Source organism: Chryseobacterium lactis, assembly GCF_003815875.1.
Lineage (GTDB): Bacteria > Bacteroidota > Bacteroidia > Flavobacteriales > Weeksellaceae > Chryseobacterium > Chryseobacterium lactis.
Genome location: NZ_CP033924.1, coordinates 1528724 through 1548398, shown reverse-complemented (window position 1 = coordinate 1548398; position 19675 = coordinate 1528724). Strand labels below are relative to the sequence as shown.

The window sequence follows — 19675 nt, the reverse complement described above, 5'->3', positions numbered from 1 at the left end:
ACGACATTCATATTAACAACTAATAAAGCCTAAGCTCCATTAGTAAAGTTCTTTCTCAATGGGCAGACAAAATATATTTCCTTTCTTCATAATTCTGAAGTCATCAAAATAAAATCCTTTCTGCAAGCCTTTAACTTCATGAATAACATGTTCGTTTTCATGTGAACAACTAAGGTCAAAAAGGCCATCTTCTATTTTTTGTAACTCCCAATTTTGAACTTCACAGTCCAATTCGGGATGTTCCTGTTGATTTACAATAAGGTCCAGCAACCAGAAACAATTTTCGTACTCAGCTATATTATTGATACCTTCTGTAATCTTATAGCCTTCTTTATATTCATATAACTTATCTGGAAATGTATAAATATCATAAAGATCATTTGCAGAGTTCTTAATTTTGTAATGCTTATTAGTAATCATATGGTTTTTATTTTTCTGGTTTAATTATTAATTTTAATCACAGGCATTATTTAACATTGTTATATTAAATATGTTTTTTATCTTTGACAAATATAGTCTAAATTTAGACCAATTTAAGAAATTATGGACAAAATTCAAACCATAAAAGAAAGAATTTTCTTTTTTCTTGAAAAAAGGGGCATTAAGAAGGAAACTTTTTATAAAGAAACAGGCATGTCATCCTCTAATTTTAAAGGAGCCGGGCTAAAAAGTGACTTAGGAGTAGATAAACTTGCGAAGATTTTAAATGTTTATCCGGAATTAAAAGAAAATGAGAATTTAATCTGGCTGATTACCGGTAATGGTTTACTGAGTTTGAATTCAGATTCTAAGAAAGGCCAGCAAGAACTTAATCTTCATAACGAAGAATCCACTGAGAAATTGGGAGATTTGCTTGCTAACTTGTTTGCACAATATAATACTCAGGATAAAGGGATCCTGTTTATTCAAAGCCAGATTTCAAGAATTGAAAAAAAATATGATGAAGCAATTCTACAGCAAAATAAATATTTAGAAGAAATTTTATCTCTGACGAAAGCTGTCGTAAAATAATATTAATTCCTATTAATAATTATTTTTTCAGAACCCCCTAAAAGCGTTTTAGTAGGGCTTATTAAAATGAGGTATCCAAGATCTTTAGTAAAAAGATCCAAATCCTCCATGGTACCTATAAATCCTTTATTGATCTCCTTCTTTACCAAATAAATCTTTTTCAGATATTCTTCTTCAGAAATAATGGTTTCAGAATAATCTTCCCATAACTTATCAGATAGGGCAACAAGGATTTTTAATCTTTCTCTATGATTATTCATTATCTTCAATTTCATTACGTTTAAAGAGAATCGTAGAGAACCTGTCCAGTGTGCTATTATTAAATTGATCTAATAAATTCAATTTCCTATAATAGTTATCCAGTTTAAAAACCAGAAAAATAATGAGTGCCAGAAGCAATATAATAGCGATATCAGCTATTGCCGATATTTTATTTTCGTTAAAGAAAATAAATTTTATATAGGTTACCAAATGAAAGTAACCCGCCACTAAAGCTACATAATAAGTATATCGATGAGCTCTGAATAACCCGCCTAATGCCAGAAATATCACACATGATGATATGGATAGAAAATAAATAGTTGAATCAAGATCCAGTCTTCTTTCACCGGCATTATTCTCTAACTGAACACTTACGTCAACAAAATATCCTACTATATTATTCAAAAATGGTAATATAGCAGAGATTAAAACAAAAGCCGAAGCTATTATTTCAATAGTAAGTTTATTTAGGCCGATCCGATTTTGTTGGATCGATTGTTTCTGCAGCTTCTGAGGAGTTTTCTGTGTCTCCTGGCTTATTGTTGGTTTCATCTAAACTGTTCGTTTTTTTCAGAGAATCACTTACGGCTTTGGCGGTTTCTGACCTTCTTGCTCCGATATCAACTTTTTTTTGATTAACCGGCGCAGCAACTTCCACTTCCTCACTTCTATCTGAACAAGCCGTCACGATAGATAGTAGTAAGATTCCTGATAATAATAATCTTGCTTTCATAGGTAGTATATTTTTGACAACTTAAAGATAAGCGGTACTTCTTATATTCAGGTTATAAAAATATGGTAATAATTTTCTTCTGTTAAATAATTTATAAAAGACAGAAATTTTACATTACCATTTATTAAAGTCAAATTTAATAAATATTATATCTTCAACAGCAATTTATTACAAAAAAATTAAGTAATTAATCAAAAACAGACATTAAACGTAGATATAACAGGAATTACCATCAAATAAAAAAACACGATAAAACAAAATATCTATTTAAAATTTACATTAAAATATTTTTTCCTAATAATATTATTCTATCAAAAACCCACTCTGAGGTGATTAGTTACCAAGATAATATTTTATTTTGGAAAATAAATTCTAAGGCAATTTACCTGGAAATATCCAATGTTTTAAGTTATTTGTTATTCAAGAATCATTAATTGTACAAATTTTATCAAAAAAAATCAATTCAATTCAAAAATTTATTACCTTCGCACTTTAACATATGTATGAACATACCAACCCAAGATTTTATCATTGATCACAACAGCAAACTCCCTCTGCATGTACAGGTAGAAGAACTTTTCCGTAAGCTCATCAAAATGGAAGCTTACAAAAAAGGGGCTTTATTGCCTAAAGAAGTTGATCTTGCCAATCTTTGGGGAGTTTCCCGAAACACCATTCGCCAGGCAACCAATAAACTGGAGCATGAAGGATTGATCACTCGTAAAAAAGGAATCGGAACGCGGGTTGCAGAAAAGAAAAGTCTGGTTACCGGACTAGACCATTGGTACAGCTTTACAAGAGAAATGCAGGAAAAAGGAATTCATGTAGTCAATCAAGCCTTAAAAACCAGTACTGAACAACCTAATGAAGAAATCTGTAATTTCTTTAACTGTCCAGCAGATAAAAAAATATTTAAGCTCTCTAAGTTAAAAGGGGAAAGCTCCGGCGATCCTATTGTTTACTTTGAGAGTTTCTTCCATCCGAGAATCGGAATTGATAAAAATGATGATTTTAATGTGCCATTATACAGCATGTTGCAGGAAAATCATGGAGTTATTGTACACCGCTCCAGGGAAAATATAAGCGCCTGTCAGGCTGGAGCTGTCATTGGAAAAAAATTAAAAGTATCCGCTTCCTTCCCTGTATTGAAGCGTGAACGTTTTGTATATGATATTAACGGAAAACCGGTAGAATATAATGTGGGATATTATCGTTCGGATAAATTCACCTATACAATAGATATTAATAAATCCCAGGAAATCTGATTTCCTTTTTTTAGCATTTATTATGTTCAAACATTCTAACATATAATTATAAAAACTAAGCTCATGTATAACAGGTATTTTCTTTTGCTGGTGTCCTTCCTGATGACAGGCAATTTTGTATATGGTCAGAAAAAAGTTCCATACTTTGGAAACATACATCCCATTAACGGATATGAACGTGAAATAAGCGGTGAAAACATCGATTATTTTTCAGCTTTCCCGGATCATGCCAACAGGGCATTATTAACCAGAACCACCGATGGTAAGAAAACCATTGAGTGGGAAACAGCTCCCACTCCACAGAAAATTACAGGTCAGTACATCTATTTCAACTGGTTAGTTTCCCATTCATCTGGAACAAGTGGAGGACCCAGAAATTTTGACTTATATATCAATGACCAAAAAGCATTAACCCTGACTACTTACCCTGCCAACCAACACCCGGATTGGATTTCCAAAGCAGCAGACAGCACGGCTTTTGTATTCCATCAAACCAAAACAGACGGGTTAAAGGACTCTTACGGGATTGCCTATCTGAGAGTGCCTGTCAATAGGGTAACACCGGGGAAACCTCTCCGTTTAAAAATAGTCGGCCAGGCTCAGAACAGCAGAGACTGGATGATGACCTATAAATTCACTTTCCAGGAAAAGATAGACGCTCAATCTACTCCCTTTCTTTTAAAAGACGGTAAACGTCTTTTAACACTTACCACATTGCACTTCGGACCGGAGCAAAAAATAACAGCAAAAATAGCCAACAAAGATACTTTCTCTTTTACCATGCCGGATGGGATTAAAACATTTGATATTCCTGTTTCTCTTTCATCTGAAGGAGGCAAGCTGGAATTGGTAGTTACTTCAGGAAAGAAAGAACTTCTGAGAAAAACGATTCAAGCCCAGGCAATAGTACCCCGTACTTTATATTTCATTCATCATTCTCATACGGATGTCGGATATTCACATTTGCAGGCTGAAGTCGAAAAAATTCATACAAAGAATATCTATGAAGCTCTTTCCATGATCGAGAAGACCAAGAATTTTCCTGAAGAAGCCCGTTTCAAATATAATGTGGAAGCGCTTTGGGATGTAGAAAACTTTATGAAAAATGCCACCGCAGAAGATAAAAAGGCCTTTGTAAAAGCGGTAAAAGAAGGTGGTATTGGTCTTTCTGCCATGTATGGTAATATTTTAACAGGGCTTAGCCAGCCGGAAGAATTATTCCACTACACGGAATATGCTCAAAAACTGGAAAAAGAATTTGGTCTAAAAATCAACAGTGCCATGATGTCTGATGTCCCGGGATTTGCCTGGTCATTAGTACCTGCCCTTACTTCATCAGGAGTAAAATACTTCTCAAGCGGCCCAAATTATCTTGGAAAAACAAATCCTTATCTGGGAGACCGTGTCGGAAATTTTGTGAAAAACTGGGGGGATAAACCGGTGTGGTGGCAATCTCCTTCGGGAAAAGAAAAAATATTATTCTGGACCGCCGGAAGAGGCTATTCCTCATGGCATGGTGTACATCCCGGAGATGTATTTGATAACGGTCAGAAAAAAATTGCGGAATACCTTGAAGACCTTAACAACACCAATTATCCTTATGATATGGTACAATGGCGTTACAATATTGTTGCCGACAATGGACCTATAGATCCCACCATATCCCAATTTGTAGATGAATGGAATAAAAAATACACTTCTCCAAAAATTGTACTGAGTACCAATGAAAAAATGTTCGAAGTATTTGAAAAGAAATACGGCGATAAAATCCCTGTTGTAAAAGGAGATATCAGTCCGTATTGGGAAGATGGAGCCATGTCTACCGCCAGGGAAGAGGGAATCAACAGAAACAGCAGTTTAAAACTGCAACAACTGACGACTCTTTATTCTATGATAAATCCCCGTCAGTATAACAACCAACACTTTTATGAAGCATGGAGAAATGTTATTCTATTTCATGAGCATACATGGGGAGCTTTCAATAGTATTACAGCACCTGATCTCCCATTCGTGGCAGATCAATGGAAAGTAAAAAAACAATTTTCATTGGATGGTAGCTCTCTAGCCGAAAAGCTGGAAAAAGAACTGCTTCAGCCTCTGGCAAATTCTACGTCCAACACAATAGCTGTATTCAATACCTCATCGTGGGTGAGAGATGGCGTAGTGATTGTTCCAGGAAACACTGAGGCTAATGCAGTACAAGATGCTACAGGTCAGAAACTGCCTCTGCAAAAACTAAAGAACGGAACAATGACATTTTTAGCCAAAAATGTTCCGGCTCTGGGATCTGCAACATATACTTTTATTAAAAACAAAGTATCTTCTCCGTCTCCGTTTATTATCACAGACAGCAGTATTTCGAACGGAAAAATTACAGTTACCTGGGATAAAAAAGCAGGAAGTATTACTCATCTCACAAATAGTAGTACTATCAATTATGCAGGAAATTTTAAAGATCAGGGATTAAATTCTTACTGGTATGTTCCGGGATCTGATCCACAAGAAGCAGTCTCTAATGCTGATGTACAGATGAAAATAATGGAAAACGGGCCTGTACTGGCAAAAATATCATTAATATCTGAAGCTCCAGGAGCTAAAAGACTTGAAAGAATTATTACCATCAACGCCGACAGTGACGAAGTAGCACTGGAAAATATTGTAGATAAAAAACCGGTTCGTACCAAAGAAGCTGTCCATTTTGGTTTTCCTTTTAACCGCGAATTCAAAAATATTATGATAGATGCAGGCTATGGCAATATGAAATACCTTACCGATCAGCTTCCAGGTTCCAACATGGACTATTGGTACAGCCGCCGTTGGGTCGATGCTTCTTCAGATCAAAAAGGAATTCAGTGGATGATGTTGGAAACCCCTCTGATTGAAGCTGCTGAAATGATTGACGAAAGAATGATCATCGACAACAGCCACAAAAAATGGAAAGATAATGGTACGCCAGGAACAACAAATTGGTTCAGTTATGCGATGAACAACTACTGGCACACTAATTATAAAGCAGATCAGGAAGGTCCGGTTCATTACCACTATGTGCTGCGACCGCACGATGGTTTTAATTCTGTAGAAAATGAAAAATCGGCAACCGCTTTTACACAACCTCTGGTGGCGATTCCTGTTAAAGATAAATCTTTCAATACAGGAAGTCTTTTTTACATAAGCAATGACAAAATTGTGGTCACAAGTATTACTCCACAGGAAGATCAAAGCTATATAATCAGATTATATAACCCGGATGAAAAGGAACAAATGACCTCATTTCAGTGGGAAAAACTTAAACCTGTAAAGCTTATCAACCTTAAAACAGGAAAGCAACTACCTGTTACCGATAAATTTAGTTTAGATGGAATGGGTGTACTTGAAATTAAAGTAATTCCCTAACAGAAAACGCTTCAATTCATTAAAAGTGAGTGTTTTTGATCGAAACCTATAAGGTTTGAGTAGCAACAATAAGTATTTGTCAATATTTAAATCAAATCAGACAATGTCGAAACCAGTAATTGCCATAGACATGGGCGGAACAAAGATTAAGATCGGTCTTGTACAGGAAGAAACGATTTTATCTTATATTTCCATTGATGCTGACTCGGGAAAGGGACTTGCTGCAAAGCTGCCTTTCATACAAAGAACAATAGAAAATCTGTTGAGTCGCCATAACTTAACAAATTCTGACATTGCAGGATTAGGTATTGCTTCTCCGGGAATTGTAGACAGTATTCAGAAAAAAATTCTTTCAATTGATAAAAAATTCAGCGACGCTCCGGAAATTAATCTGGAAGAATGGTGCTTGCAAGCTTTTAACCTCCCCTTTTCTATTGAAAATGATGCCCGTTCTGCACTAATAGGAGAATGGAAATATGGAAAAGCAAAAACTTACGATAATATTGTCCTCATGACTTTAGGAACGGGTATTGGAAGCGCTGTAGTTATGGAAAGCCAGTTATTGAAAGGAAAACATTTTACCGCCGGTATATTAGGAGGCCACTCTGTAATTAATTACAAAGGAAATCTTTGCAACTGCGGCAATAAAGGATGCGTAGAAACCGAAGCCTCTACCTGGAATCTCCAGACTATCGCAGAGATGAACAAGGACTTTAAAGAAAGCAGACTCGCTCCAGAGCTTGTCATTGATTATGAGCTCATCTTCAGGCTGGCTGAAGAAGGAGATATTACTGCAATAGCTATTCGTGACCAGAGTCTGCAAGCCTGGTCTGCCTGTGCCATCAACCTCATCCATGCTTATGATCCTGAAGTTCTGATACTCACGGGAGGCATTATGGCCAGCAACTTTTATATTCTTCCCTATATCAGGCAACATATCGAAACTCATGCATGGACTCCCTGGGGAAAAGTACAAATTGAGGAAGGAAATTTCCCCCGTACTGCAGCATTGCTTGGGATCACTCATCTTATCAACCATTAATCAAAAAAAATGAAATCAAATTTCAATAAATTTCCTATTATCCCCATAAAAGATCATACCTGTATCGCGGGTTGGGAAGATATTTTAAAAGAACTCACTGTAAACACTCCCGAAACCGTTGCTATTGAATGCTATCCCGGAGTATTCATAAATGAAATTATTGCTGCTGTAAAGCAATTTTTACAACCTGAATTAATTATTAATACTCCAGAAGCAATGAAACCGGAGAACGAAATTTCGGCCATGGTACAGAACTATGTTACTGATGATCCCGTATTTGGTTATATAAATCCGCTGGAACTGGAAGATTATTTTGACTCCTCAAAAATAACAGATCTTCGTAAAAAGCTGGATGAAATAAAAGGATGTACAATAATTATAGGACCCGGAGCAGCTTTAGTAAGCGAAAAACCTGATATGATCCTGTATGCAGACATGCCCCGATGGGAAATACAGAAGCGTTTCCGACAAAACACAGCCTGCAATCTCGGAAGAACCAACTATACCGATTCTTTTTCTTATCAATATAAACATGCTTATTTTGTTGATTGGCGAGTTTGTGATCGCTACAAAAAAAGAATTTTAAACCAGTCTCATTTTGTACTGGATACAACCGTTCCTCATCAGCCTAAAATGATAAAGACAACTGCTTTGTTTGAGGCTCTCCAACAAACGGTACAACAACCTTTCAGGGTGGTCCCGTTTTTCGATCCGGGTCCATGGGGCGGACAATGGCTGAAAGAAGTCTGTGACCTGGACAGAAGCCAGCCTAATTATGCATGGGGATTTGACTGTGTACCGGAAGAAAACAGTTTATTATTAGGTTTCGGAGACCAGGTGTTTGAAATTCCTTCCCTGAATCTTGTATTTTTCCAACCGGAAGCTTTGCTTGGAAAACAGGTGTATGAAGGATTTGGAGATGAATTTCCTATCCGCTTTGACTTTCTGGATACGATGGAAGGAGGTAATCTAAGTTTGCAGGTACACCCGTTGAAAGAATATATCAAAGAAAAATTCGGGATGACCTATACTCAGGATGAAAGCTATTATATGTTGGATGTAAAAGAGGATGCTTTTGTCTACCTTGGGTTGAAAGAAAATATCGATCCTGAATGTATGATGAAAGATCTTACTGCGGCACAAAATCACTCTATCCCTTTTGATGCGGATCAATATGTACAAAAATGGCCCATGAAAAAGCATGATCATGTTTCCATACCGGCAGGAACTGTACATTGTTCAGGAGCTAATTCCGTGGTATTGGAAATTAGTGCCACTCCTTATATCTTTACCTTTAAGCTTTGGGATTGGGGAAGAATGGGACTGGATGGAAAACCGAGACCGATATCTCTGGAACATGGAAAAAATGTCATTCAATGGGATCGTAAGACTTCCTGGACTCAGAAAAACATTCTGAATCTTACAGAAGTTGTACAGGAAGGCGATGGCTGGCGTGAAGAACGTACCGGATTAGATTCTATGTCGTTTATTGAAACCAGAAGGCATTGGTTTACCAAAAAAGTAGTTCATCATACGGAAGGTCTAGTCAATGTGCTAAACCTGATAGAAGGTCGTGAAGTAATTGTAGAAAGCCCTGATCATCGTTTTGAACCTTATATCATCCATTATGCAGAAACATTTATTGTTCCTGCTCAAGTCGGAGCCTACACCATCACTCCTCACGGAGAAAGTGCCGGAAAAGAATGCGTAACCATTAAGGCCAGCATCCGTACAGAGATGATTTCCCATAAAGTTTTAAAATAAAAGCTATGTCATCAACTTCACACTCAACTCTTATTTATAAATCAACTCTTGTCGCTTCTGTGGGTGGTTTATTATTCGGTTATGATACGGCCGTGATTTCCGGAGCCATCGGTTTTATGAAAATCTACTATCATCTTTCTGATGTGATGATGGGCTGGGTGGCTTCATGTGCACTTCTCGGATGTATTGTGGGAGCAATGTATTCCGGGAAACTTAGTGATCATGTCGGAAGGAAAAAGGTATTGATGCTTTCTGCCTTATTGTTTGTGATTTCTTCCATAGGGACAGCTGTAGCTCCCAACCTTTTGTTTTTCGTCGTATTCAGAATTATCGGAGGTATGGGAATCGGGATTGCTTCCATGCTTTCCCCTATGTATATCTCGGAAATGGCTCCGGCGGCAATAAGAGGACGTTTAATCTCCATTTTTCAATTGGGGATTGTCACGGGAATTCTGGTTATTTATTTCGTGAATGCCTATATCGCCGGAATTCATAATGAAACCTGGAATATTTCTACCGGGTGGCGATGGATGTTTGGCTCAGGGGTTATTCCATCTATTATCTTTATCCTTTTATTGCTAACGATTCCCGAGAGTCCTCGCTGGCTGGCATCCCATCAACGAAATTCAGAAGCACTGGATATTCTTACTCAAATTAATGGTGCTGAACTCGCTCAGCAGGAATTAGAATCTATCAATGAATCACTAAAAGATGAAACCCCATTTTCTTTTTCTGATATAAAGGCTCCGCAACTCAAGCGGGCAATGGGAATCGGTATTTTGCTGGCTATTCTTTCTCAGATTACCGGAATTAACGCCATTATGTACTATGCTCCTGAAATTTTTAAATCTATCGGTGTTGGATCAGACTCTGCTTTTATGCAAACTATTCTGTTAGGCATTATCAATGTTATTTTCACATTGGTTGCCATACAATATGTGGATCATTGGGGACGAAAAAAGCTATTATTACTTGGTATTTCAGGAATGACTATTTGTTTGTTCATTACAGGTCTTGTTTTTTACACACAACAACAAGGATATCTATTGCTTATCGCGATACTCGGCTATATTGCCTGTTTTGCGATGTCATTGGGACCGCTTACTTTCGTTGTTATCGCTGAAATTTTCCCTACAAAAGCCCGTGCTACAGCCATGTCTGTGGCCACTTTCTTTTTGTGGCTGGCTGTATTTCTGGTCTCACAGACTTTCCCTGTTCTGATCGGATCTGTAGGAAGTGCCTGTACATTCTGGATTTATACGATTATTGCAGTATTCACCTTTATTTTTATCTGGAAGACGATCCCTGAGACGAAAGGAAAGACGTTGGAAGAGATAGAAAAAGAGTGGACGGATCGGGAATAAATAAGTTTAGGCTAAAGCCAGATTGACTAGGGTATCATTAAGAAAGCGGACTAAAGTCCGCTCCTATTGATGCCCCAGCTACCAATGCATCAATATTTTTTATTCGCGGATTCGTGGCAAAAAACATTGAAAACAAATACGTTTTGGCTGAAACCAGATTATGGGATATAATAAGAAAGCGGACTAAAGTCCGCTCCTATTGATGTTTTTTCTTTATAATTATAAAAAATGACCTTTTCTCTTTGCTAAATTAAACAGGTTTTATGCTAATGGCAAATCCTCCGCCCGGTGCTACTTCTATTTTAAGTTTCTCACTTGACTTTACCTTTTGTTTGGAAATTTCATAGCTTTTGGGATTATGATTCCAGCTGGCATTTTTTCCATCTTTATAAATAATGGCTTCAAATTTTTGACCTTTCGGAAGGAATGATAAATCTACGGTGGCTTCTCTTGGGTTTTCATCGGTGATACTTCCGACAAACCATTCATTTTTATTTTTAGCTTTTCTTGCGATGGTAACATAATCGCCCGGTTCTGCCTCAAGGATATACGAGGAATCCCAGTCTACGGCAACATCTTTAATAAACTGAAAGGCGTCAGGGTATTTTTTGTAGTTTTCAATAAGATCCGCAGCCATTTGAAGCGGGCTGTACATCGTAATATAAAGAGCAAGTTGTTTGGTCAATGTTGTACTTAATTTCGCTTTATTATTTCCATAAACGGAAAGATCACCTTCAAAGATCCCGGGAGTATAATCCATTGGTCCACCAATCAAACGGGTAAAAGGAAGAATGGTGGTATGATCCGGTTTGTTTCCGTTAAAAGATTCAAATTCTGTTCCTCTGGCAGACTCCTGGGCAATCCAGTTGGGATATGTCCGGTGTAATCCTGTAGGTCGTACGGCTTCATGTGAATTGACCATAATCTGATACTGAGCAGCAGTTTCAGCAACATATCTGTAATGGTTGACCATCCATTGGCCGTCATGATATTCACTTCGGGGAATTATAGGGCCAACATATCCTGTTTTTACCGCATTATATCCGTTATCCTTCATAAATCTAAAGGCATCTTTTAATTGTCTTTCATAATCGACTACTGAAGAAGTACTTTCGTGATGCATAATGATTTTTACATTTTTCCTTTTTGCATAGGCTTGAAGTTCTTTTACATCAAAGTCCGGGTATGCTTTGGTAAAGCTGTAAATATGTTCTTTTCTGTACGCCTGGTTATCTTCCCAGCCTTCGTTCCAGCCTTCCACCAGAACGGCATCAAATCCATTCGCTGCGGCAAAGTCAATATATTCTTTGACATGTTTTGTATTGGCACCATGTCTGCCATTCGGTTTTAGAGTTTTATAATCTGTTTCTCCGATTCGGATATCCTGATTATCAGAAAAGGCCCAGGTAGACCCGCCTCCTGTAAAATATTCCCACCATACTCCGATATATTTAGTCGGTTTTATCCATGAAGGATCCTCAATTTTGTTGGGTTCATTCAGATTAACAATAAGATTGGAAGATAGTATTTCTCTTGCGTCGTCACTGATGATCATTGTACGCCACGGGCTTACTGAACCGGTTTGAATAAACCCTCTGTCACCGTTTTTATCGGGAGTAAGGTTAGAGGATAGAATAAAGTTTTTATCATCAAGATTCAGGGTCATTGCCGGAAAATTAACCAGAGCAGCTTCATGGATGTTGATGTAAATTCCGTCCTGAGACTTCAGCATCAATGGGGTTTGTACGGCTAAACTTGTACTTGGAGCTTTGGCTGCCAACGGTTCTTTTCTTACCTCATCAATTAACCCTGAAATTCGGGATAATGCTGAAGTGGTTACCGGAAATTCATTGGTATCATAATCTGCGGGAATCCAGAATGCTTTATAATCTTTTCCCAGATTAAAAGAGGTAAGTTCATTATTGATCGTAAAATGTCTCAACTCAGGTTGAACGGGAAATTCATATCTGAAACCTAATCCGTCATCAAAAAGTCTGAATCGGATATCCAGTTTCCAGCCTGTTTTATTTTGCACCAGATGAACCAGCATTTCTTTATAATGATCATTGACTTCTTTGTTCGGGCCCCAAACGGTTTTCCAGGTATTGTTTTCAGAAGTATAGCTGATATTTTCTACTTTAAATCCTGAAAAATAAGAGGTGGAAGGTTTTAAAATAAATCCCAGTTTACTATCCTTCACAATGGTTTTCCCTTTATATTGAAGCGCATAATACGGGCTTCCTTCTTCTTTGATGGCAAAGTTCAGTTGCAGTTTACCATTGGGAGATTCGAATGATTGAGCATGTATAATGATTCCGCATACAACAGATATGCAGAGGGTGAAAATATTTTTTATCATGATCTTCAGCTATTTAATTATTTAAAAAGAAATTCATTCCGTCATATAAAAATGATGACCGGAAATCATAAGTTCAGGATTCATCGGAGGTGCAAACGTGTAGAGAAGTCGCTTAAGAAATACTGAATCCGAAAAGAGGCAAGTGACATTATATTCTTCCCCTCAACAATTCTGAAGGGAAGAAATAAATGTTTTTATAGGTAATTATCTTCCGAAATCATCCTGTACACGAACGATGTCGTCTTCGTCTGAAGGATTGGAAGCATCGGTATGTTGCCAGATTTCAGCAACAATTCCCCAGCCATCTAACCCGATTAAACGGTGTCTTTCTCCCTGCTGAAGCTTTACCTGATCTTTTGGATTGTATTCTGCTACTTCACCTTCGTCGTCGGTACTGCTTCTTTTGATTCCTACGGTACCTTCCACAACCTGCCAGATCTCGGCTCTTCTGTGGTGATACTGCCAGCTTAATCTCGCCTGCGGAGCCACAATAAGAATTTTAGGGCTTAATTTCCCTCCTATTCTTAAGTTTTCAACATCAATACCCTCAAAATACTGGTTGGCAAAATCCTGTGCCTGATTTTCATCAATTACAAAAAATCCTCCCCATGGTCTTGTATCATCTTTTGCTGCAATAGTAAACCCTTGCGCTCCCAGCATCTCTTCTACTCTTTCGAATATTTCTTTCTTTTCTGTACTCATACAGTTGTATTTCTAAGTGTTAAATTATTTTATTTTGATTGTTCTTTTGACATTGAATACGGAAAGTCTTTTTCCTGTGAACCTCTTTCTTTGTTTGGCTTGCTATCCATTTTAAAATCCAGAACTGCTCCTTTCATCAGCTCCTGATGACTTAACCAGTTTTTGGAATAAGGCTGTTGATTAACATTCAATGACTTTACATACAGATTATCTGCATTGTTTTCCGGTGCTTTTATTTCAATTTTCTTTCCGTTTTCAAGATGAATAGTTGCTTCCTTGAATAATGGTGCTCCCAGTACATATTGATCTGTAGCAGGCGTCACCGGATAGAATCCTAAGGCTGAGAAAACATACCATGCAGAAGTCTGCCCGTTATCTTCATCTCCACAGTATCCGTCTGGCGTAGCCATATAGAGCTTATTCATAACCTGTCTTGTCCAATATTGTGTTTTATACGGAGCTCCGGCATAGTTATAGAGATAAATCATATGCTGTATCGGCTGGTTTCCGTGGGCATATTGCCCCATATTCATGATCTGCATTTCTCTGATCTCATGAATCACCCCGCCGTAATAACTGTCATCAAATACCGGTGGAAGTGAAAATACCTCATCAAGTTTGGCTTCAAACTTCTTTTTACCGCCCATCAATTCTGACAGCCCGTCAATATCCTGAAAAACAGACCAGGTATAATGCCAGCTGTTTCCTTCTGTAAAAGCATCACCCCATTTAAAAGGGTTGAAAGGCTTCTGGAAATTACCGTCTTTATTCTTACCACGCATTAAACCGGTTTCTTTATCGAACACATTTTTGTAATTATACGCTCTTTTTTTGTAAATATCAATTTCTGAAGCAGGTTTTCCTAAGGCTTTTCCCAATTGGTAAATGGAAAAATCATCATAAGCATATTCCAATGTTCTGGCTGCATTTTCATTGATTTTTACATCATAAGGAACATAGCCTAATGTATTGTAATATTGTACTCCTGCACGACCTACCGCTTCAATAGGCCCTTCATTATTGGCACCATGTTTTACAGCTTGCCATAAAGTTTCCACATCATATCCACGAAGTCCTTTGATATAGGCATCTGCCACTACTGAAGCAGAATTATTTCCAATCATAATATCAGAATATCCCGGGCTGCTCCATTCCGGTAAGAAACCTCCTTCCTTGTAAGCATTGGCCAGTCCTTCCTGCATTTCTACGTTAATACTTGGATAAACCAGGTTCAAGAAAGGATATAAAGCACGGAAAGTATCCCAGAATCCGGTTCCGGCAAACATTTTGCCGTCAGCGATTTTACCGTTATACGGGCTCCAGTGTTTTATTTTATTTTGAGCATCAAATTCATACAATTTCTGTGGAAAGAACAAGGTTCTGTATAACGAAGAATAGAAAGTTCTCATCTGCTGATCAGTCCCTCCTTTCACTTCTAATTTTCCAAGGGTTTTATTCCAGATATTCTTTGCATCTGTTTTTACCTGTTCAAAATTTCTGTTGCCGATTTCTCTTTTCAAATTCAGCTCTGCCTGTTCAAAGCTAATAAATGAAGACGCTACTTTTGCGTAGACTACCTCTTTGTTTTTTAATTTAAATCCAACTACTGCCCCTGCATGATCGCTTGTAATTTCTAACTGATCATTGACCAGTTTATCATTTTTCCAGGCTCTTGTCAGCTCAAAATCTTTATCAAACTGAACAACAAAATAGTTTTTAAAATTTTCATATTTCCCTGTTGAATATCGGGTTGTATAGCCCAGAATTTTTCTTTCTTTAGGTAAAATCTTAATGTATGAGCCTTTGTTTAAGGCATCAATGACAACATAGGCACTGTCTGTTTTAGGAAAATCAAATTTAAAGAAAGAAGCTCTTTCCGTTGGTGTAAACTCAGTGGTTACATTGATATCTGCCAGATACACACTATAAAAATAGGGCGTTGCTACCTCAGCTTTATGACTGAACCAGCTTGCCCGTTCATCTTCTTTAAATTTTAGTTTACCTACTCCCGGCATCATGGCAAAAGCACCATAATCATTCATCCATGGAGAGGGCTGATGGGTTTGTTTAAACCCTTTAATTTTATCTGCATCATAGGTATATGCCCATCCATCACCCATTTTACCCGTTTGAGGAGTCCAGATATTCATTCCCCATGGAAGGCCAACTGCGGGATAGGTATTTCCGTTGGATAAAGAAGGTTTAGACTGGGTCCCCATCAATGGATTCACATAATCCACCAGGGATGAGTTTTGGCTGAATGCCAATGCATTTAAGAGGAGAAAAAGTGTTGAACAGAAAGACTTCATTATATCATTTTATTAGTTATTCAGGCTTTTTTCATCGCATAACTTGCAGCTCCTAAAATGGCTGCATCTTCAAAAATAGCAGAGATTTTCACCGGCAAGTTAATATTATTCTTTTTTAAATTTTCATTAAATCTTTTTTCAAAATGAGGATATGCTTTGGCAATATTTCCTCCTATAACTAAAACTTCCGGTTGATACATGCTGACATGCTGCACAATAAATTCCGAAAAGGAATCTGCATATTCATCAAACATTGTATTTTGAATCTCCTGAGGCTTTTCAAGCAGTTCTTTTGTTCCTGAAATCTTCTCACCGGTTAACTCTTCATAACGGTTGACAAACCAACGGGTCGCCATATAGTCTTCAAAAATAGAATCTCTGAAAGGAGCATCCCAAAGGTCTTCATCGGTTGCTATTTCTCCGTTATAAAAGGTAGTTCCAAATCCGGTTCCCAGGGTCACTCCAAAAATTTTTGTATACTCCTGCACACAACCTCCAAAAACTTCACCTTCCATAAAAGCGGCGGCATCATTTACAAAATGAATCTGATCCACTGAAATGGATAAACGCTTTGCCAGCTCTTCTTTAATATTTACGTTATAGATGTCAAGAAATTTCCCATGCAGCATCAGGGCAATTCCGTTTTCATAATCAAAAGGTCCGGGCATCGCTACTCCTATCAGAAGATCCTCTCTTTTCAAATCATGAGAAGCTTTTTCTATTGCAGAAACCCATGCAGAAAAAATGGTTTCCTTTTTTTCAAAAGAATCTACATGTTCCCTTACATAGGTTGATGAAATGATTTCACGTTTTTCAGGATCTACCTGAGCCAATGTAATATGGGAGCCTCCAATATCTATTCCTAGTATATTTTGCATTATTTTCTAATTTATTTACTCATTGTTTCAGGAGTTGAAAACGGACAGACAAGAAAGCAAAACCTGCCTGCCATTTCAAATCTCAAAATTAATTCTAAGGTATGTATTATGGCAAACCACAAAGGTTACTTCACCATAATCTTTCCTGAAGACAAGATATGATTGTCTACTGAAATTATTTTATAAATATAGGTACCAACAGATAAATCCTGCGTATTTACTATGTTATTATTTTTATTAATTCGTTGTTTTTTCAATAATTTCCCGGAAATATCATACAAAGATATTTCACTTGCTGAATTATTCTCAATTTTAAAGTGAATATCACTTCCTTTTTTAACAGGATTAGGATAAACGCTGCTTTCCTTTCCGATAGCAAGGCCTTTTAGATCATCTACAGATAATGAGGAATTACAAGCCACATCCGTACTCCAGTTGGCATTGGTCATATTGGTGAGCGTAGCAAAATGAGTGTTGGCAGTAGCATCTAAAGCTCCGTTACCACTTCCTTCATCCATTTTCCAGTTTGCTTCCAATGCAGTTGAATTGGCGGCTACATTACATTTATTATCTAAAATCTCTTGTGCTGTCAATGCTCTTTTCCAAACTCTGAATTCATCCAGATTTCCATTAAGCGTACGGGAATTATCATAGTTTCTGGCCAGGTAAAGTATACCGTTTGCGGTAAAGTTACCTGTTGCTGTAGCACTTGCATCAAGGGTACCATTGATATACAACTTCATTGAAGCCCCGTCATAAGTAGCAGCTATATGGTACCATGTGTTGGTATTAAGTCCTGCGTTACTGTTCAATTTTATCTGTGACGATCCAAAGCTCAATATGAACTGTAATTTATTGTTCGCAAGATTTCCATCTCCAAATCTAAGTATTGCCGAATTATTATCTCCCACTTCAATTCCCATTACAGACGAAATATAAGGGAAGCCTGTTTTGAATGCATTGACCTTTACCCAACCTTCAAATGTCAATGCATTTCCGCTAAGGTTAAATTGTCCTGCATTAAGGTAATTCGTGTTTCCATTAAATGAAAGTGATCTTGCTCCCGGACTGGTAACAGGTGCAAAGCCACTATTAAATGTACTCTCCCCGGAATAGGTACTTACAGTTCCTCCGGTACATACCGATTGTACTTTCCATTGGTAGCTGGTATTGGGTGACAGATTCTGAAGGGTATATGTATTTGTTGAAATATTTGGAACATCCGTCCAGTTTGTAGCTGCGGTTGTCTTGTATTGCAAATTATAGGAAGATGCCCCTGTTGCATCCCATGATAACTGTGTCGTCGTTCCAAGATTGCTTCCGGATACCAGACCTGCCGGAGTTGCACACCCGTTTCCGGAATTGAATCTCGGAGCAAATAGATAAGTACTTGTCAATGTTGAAGAACAGCTTGATTGAATTCTCCAGTCGTAATCTGTGTTTAAACTCAGGTTATTGATCACAATATTAGTTCCTGAATAATTGGTTCCTGCGCTTACCCACGTTGTAGAGTTAGCAGGTTTATAATCAATATTATATGTCTGAGAACCATTAGTAGTCCAGTTTAATTTAGCAGAAGTACCTGTTACATTAGTTACTTCAAGTCCTAGGGGCGGATCGCAAGCTACCCCCTGACTCCATGAATACAATGAGCCCGTAAGCTGTGTATTTTCATTGTAAAGAATATTGGATCCTGTACTCAGATAACTGGCAACATCCGTTCCTCCCAAATCATACCACATGAATACTCCGTAGCCATCGTTTTTAGTATTGGTGGCCAGCGTAGTAAGTGTAGCCGTAGATGTAGACTGAGGATTTGTATTCTGGATCCACGTTGCTGCTGGAGAAAGTTTAGATTTAGTGAGAGGCGGTACATTAGGAGCACTGTACGTTCCGTAATAAGGATTCCAGCTATAGTCGATATAGTTCCCTGCAGCATCTCCTCCGAAACTTTGTCTGCTTGTTGCAGGCCCCAGATAATAGAATGTGATCAGTTTATCAGGCATAGCTGCCTTTAATTCCTGTAAAAGCATGACAAAAGAGCTGCTGTTCGGTTGCCCTGTTCCGTTATTTCCATATCCTGCATATTCATCGTCAAGGTCTACCCCATCTAAACCATATGTGTAAACGGTATTTGCAATCTGTAAAGCAAAGTCTTTAGCTGCCTCTCTGTTTGGAAAGTTAGAAATCCCTGCTCCCTGATGATTTCCCAAAATATCCAGTAATACCTTGATCCCCTTCTGTTGTAAAGGTTTTACATACGTATTCACATCGTTCAATACTTTAGTCACATTGTTGTTGCTTGAGATATAAGCTCTGCTTTTGGAAACATCATAATTGATATTCGCCGCAAAGATAATGGCAACGTCAAAAAGCTGCTTATTGCTGTTTTGCAAGGTATAAGACCCTGCATTAAGCATATTGTTGTTATTAACCTCCACATAACATATACCTACGGGATTATTAAGCTGCTGCGCCTTAAGCACGGAAGCTGTCTGAATCCCCAGCAATGCCAGGGCAGCAAGAATAGATGTTTTTTTCATAGTATACTATTTTTAGTTTTGATAAAATCATTGGGCCGAAGCCCAATGATG

15 protein-coding genes are annotated in these 19675 nt (G+C 37.7%); 6 read left to right on the top strand and 9 right to left on the bottom strand.

Annotation, left to right across the window (positions count from 1 at the left end; genetic code table 11):
• Positions 1 to 39: 39 nt before the first annotated feature.
• A complete protein-coding gene (locus EG342_RS06615; protein WP_103288955.1) occupies positions 40 to 420 on the bottom strand; it encodes a DUF6876 family protein in 381 nt (126 codons plus the stop codon).
• Between the two features lie 123 nt (positions 421 to 543).
• Here EG342_RS06615 and EG342_RS06610 point away from each other — a divergent pair, with 123 nt between their 5' ends.
• Positions 544 to 1011: a hypothetical protein gene (locus EG342_RS06610; protein ID WP_103288954.1), complete on the top strand. Its 468-nt coding sequence runs from the start codon at positions 544 to 546 to the stop codon at positions 1009 to 1011.
• 2 nt (positions 1012 to 1013) lie between these two features.
• On the opposite strand, the gene EG342_RS06605 is transcribed toward EG342_RS06610, so the two are convergent.
• Genes EG342_RS06605 through EG342_RS06595 form a run of 3 tightly spaced genes read right to left on the bottom strand, consistent with a single transcriptional unit; the run spans position 1014 to position 2005 of the window.
• Positions 1014 to 1271, bottom strand: coding sequence for a hypothetical protein (locus EG342_RS06605; RefSeq protein WP_103288953.1), 258 nt, complete (start codon positions 1269 to 1271; stop codon positions 1014 to 1016).
• Positions 1264 to 1677 carry a hypothetical protein gene (locus EG342_RS06600; RefSeq protein ID WP_103288952.1) on the bottom strand — a complete coding sequence of 138 codons (414 nt, stop codon included), beginning with the start codon at positions 1675 to 1677 and terminating at the stop codon, positions 1264 to 1266. Before EG342_RS06600 ends, EG342_RS06605 begins: the two co-directional genes overlap by 8 nt.
• A 58-nt stretch (positions 1678 to 1735) precedes the next feature.
• Positions 1736 to 2005, bottom strand: a complete 270-nt coding sequence (locus EG342_RS06595; RefSeq protein ID WP_103288951.1) for a hypothetical protein — start codon at positions 2003 to 2005, stop codon at positions 1736 to 1738.
• 503 nt (positions 2006 to 2508) lie between these two features.
• Here EG342_RS06595 and EG342_RS06590 point away from each other — a divergent pair.
• The 5 genes from EG342_RS06590 (at position 2509) to EG342_RS06570 (ending at position 10833) form a co-directional block, all read left to right on the top strand.
• Positions 2509 to 3270: a GntR family transcriptional regulator gene (locus tag EG342_RS06590; protein WP_103288950.1), complete on the top strand. Its 762-nt coding sequence runs from the start codon at positions 2509 to 2511 to the stop codon at positions 3268 to 3270.
• Positions 3271 to 3333: 63 nt separating this feature from the next.
• Positions 3334 to 6663, top strand: coding sequence for a glycoside hydrolase family 38 N-terminal domain-containing protein (locus EG342_RS06585; RefSeq protein ID WP_246008745.1), 3330 nt, complete (start codon positions 3334 to 3336; stop codon positions 6661 to 6663).
• Positions 6664 to 6766: 103 nt separating this feature from the next.
• Positions 6767 to 7705 carry an ROK family protein gene (locus EG342_RS06580; RefSeq protein WP_103288948.1) on the top strand — a complete coding sequence of 313 codons (939 nt, stop codon included), beginning with the start codon at positions 6767 to 6769 and terminating at the stop codon, positions 7703 to 7705.
• 9 nt (positions 7706 to 7714) lie between these two features.
• The gene (locus tag EG342_RS06575; protein WP_103288947.1) at positions 7715 to 9469 is read left to right on the top strand and encodes a class I mannose-6-phosphate isomerase; all 1755 of its coding nucleotides are present in this window, start codon (positions 7715 to 7717) and stop codon (positions 9467 to 9469) included.
• A 5-nt stretch (positions 9470 to 9474) separates the two neighbouring features.
• Entirely contained in the window at positions 9475 to 10833 is a 1359-nt protein-coding gene (locus tag EG342_RS06570) for a sugar porter family MFS transporter (protein ID WP_103288946.1), read from the top strand.
• Between the two features lie 250 nt (positions 10834 to 11083).
• Here the strand turns inward: EG342_RS06570 and EG342_RS06565 are convergent, their stop codons facing one another.
• The 5 genes from EG342_RS06565 to EG342_RS06545 form a co-directional block, all read right to left on the bottom strand.
• Positions 11084 to 13192 (bottom strand): glycoside hydrolase family 97 protein, encoded by a 2109-nt coding sequence (locus tag EG342_RS06565; RefSeq protein WP_103288945.1) that lies wholly within the window; start codon positions 13190 to 13192, stop codon positions 11084 to 11086.
• 204 nt (positions 13193 to 13396) lie between these two features.
• Positions 13397 to 13894, bottom strand: a complete 498-nt coding sequence (locus tag EG342_RS06560; RefSeq protein WP_103288944.1) for a cupin domain-containing protein — start codon at positions 13892 to 13894, stop codon at positions 13397 to 13399.
• A gap of 29 nt (positions 13895 to 13923) precedes the next feature.
• Positions 13924 to 16203 carry a GH92 family glycosyl hydrolase gene (locus tag EG342_RS06555; protein WP_103288943.1) on the bottom strand — a complete coding sequence of 760 codons (2280 nt, stop codon included), beginning with the start codon at positions 16201 to 16203 and terminating at the stop codon, positions 13924 to 13926.
• 20 nt (positions 16204 to 16223) lie between these two features.
• A complete protein-coding gene (locus EG342_RS06550; RefSeq protein WP_103288942.1) occupies positions 16224 to 17081 on the bottom strand; it encodes an ROK family protein in 858 nt (285 codons plus the stop codon).
• A 125-nt stretch (positions 17082 to 17206) separates the two neighbouring features.
• Positions 17207 to 19624 carry an endo-beta-N-acetylglucosaminidase H gene (locus EG342_RS06545; RefSeq protein ID WP_103288941.1) on the bottom strand — a complete coding sequence of 806 codons (2418 nt, stop codon included), beginning with the start codon at positions 19622 to 19624 and terminating at the stop codon, positions 17207 to 17209.
• Positions 19625 to 19675: the final 51 nt, after the last annotated feature.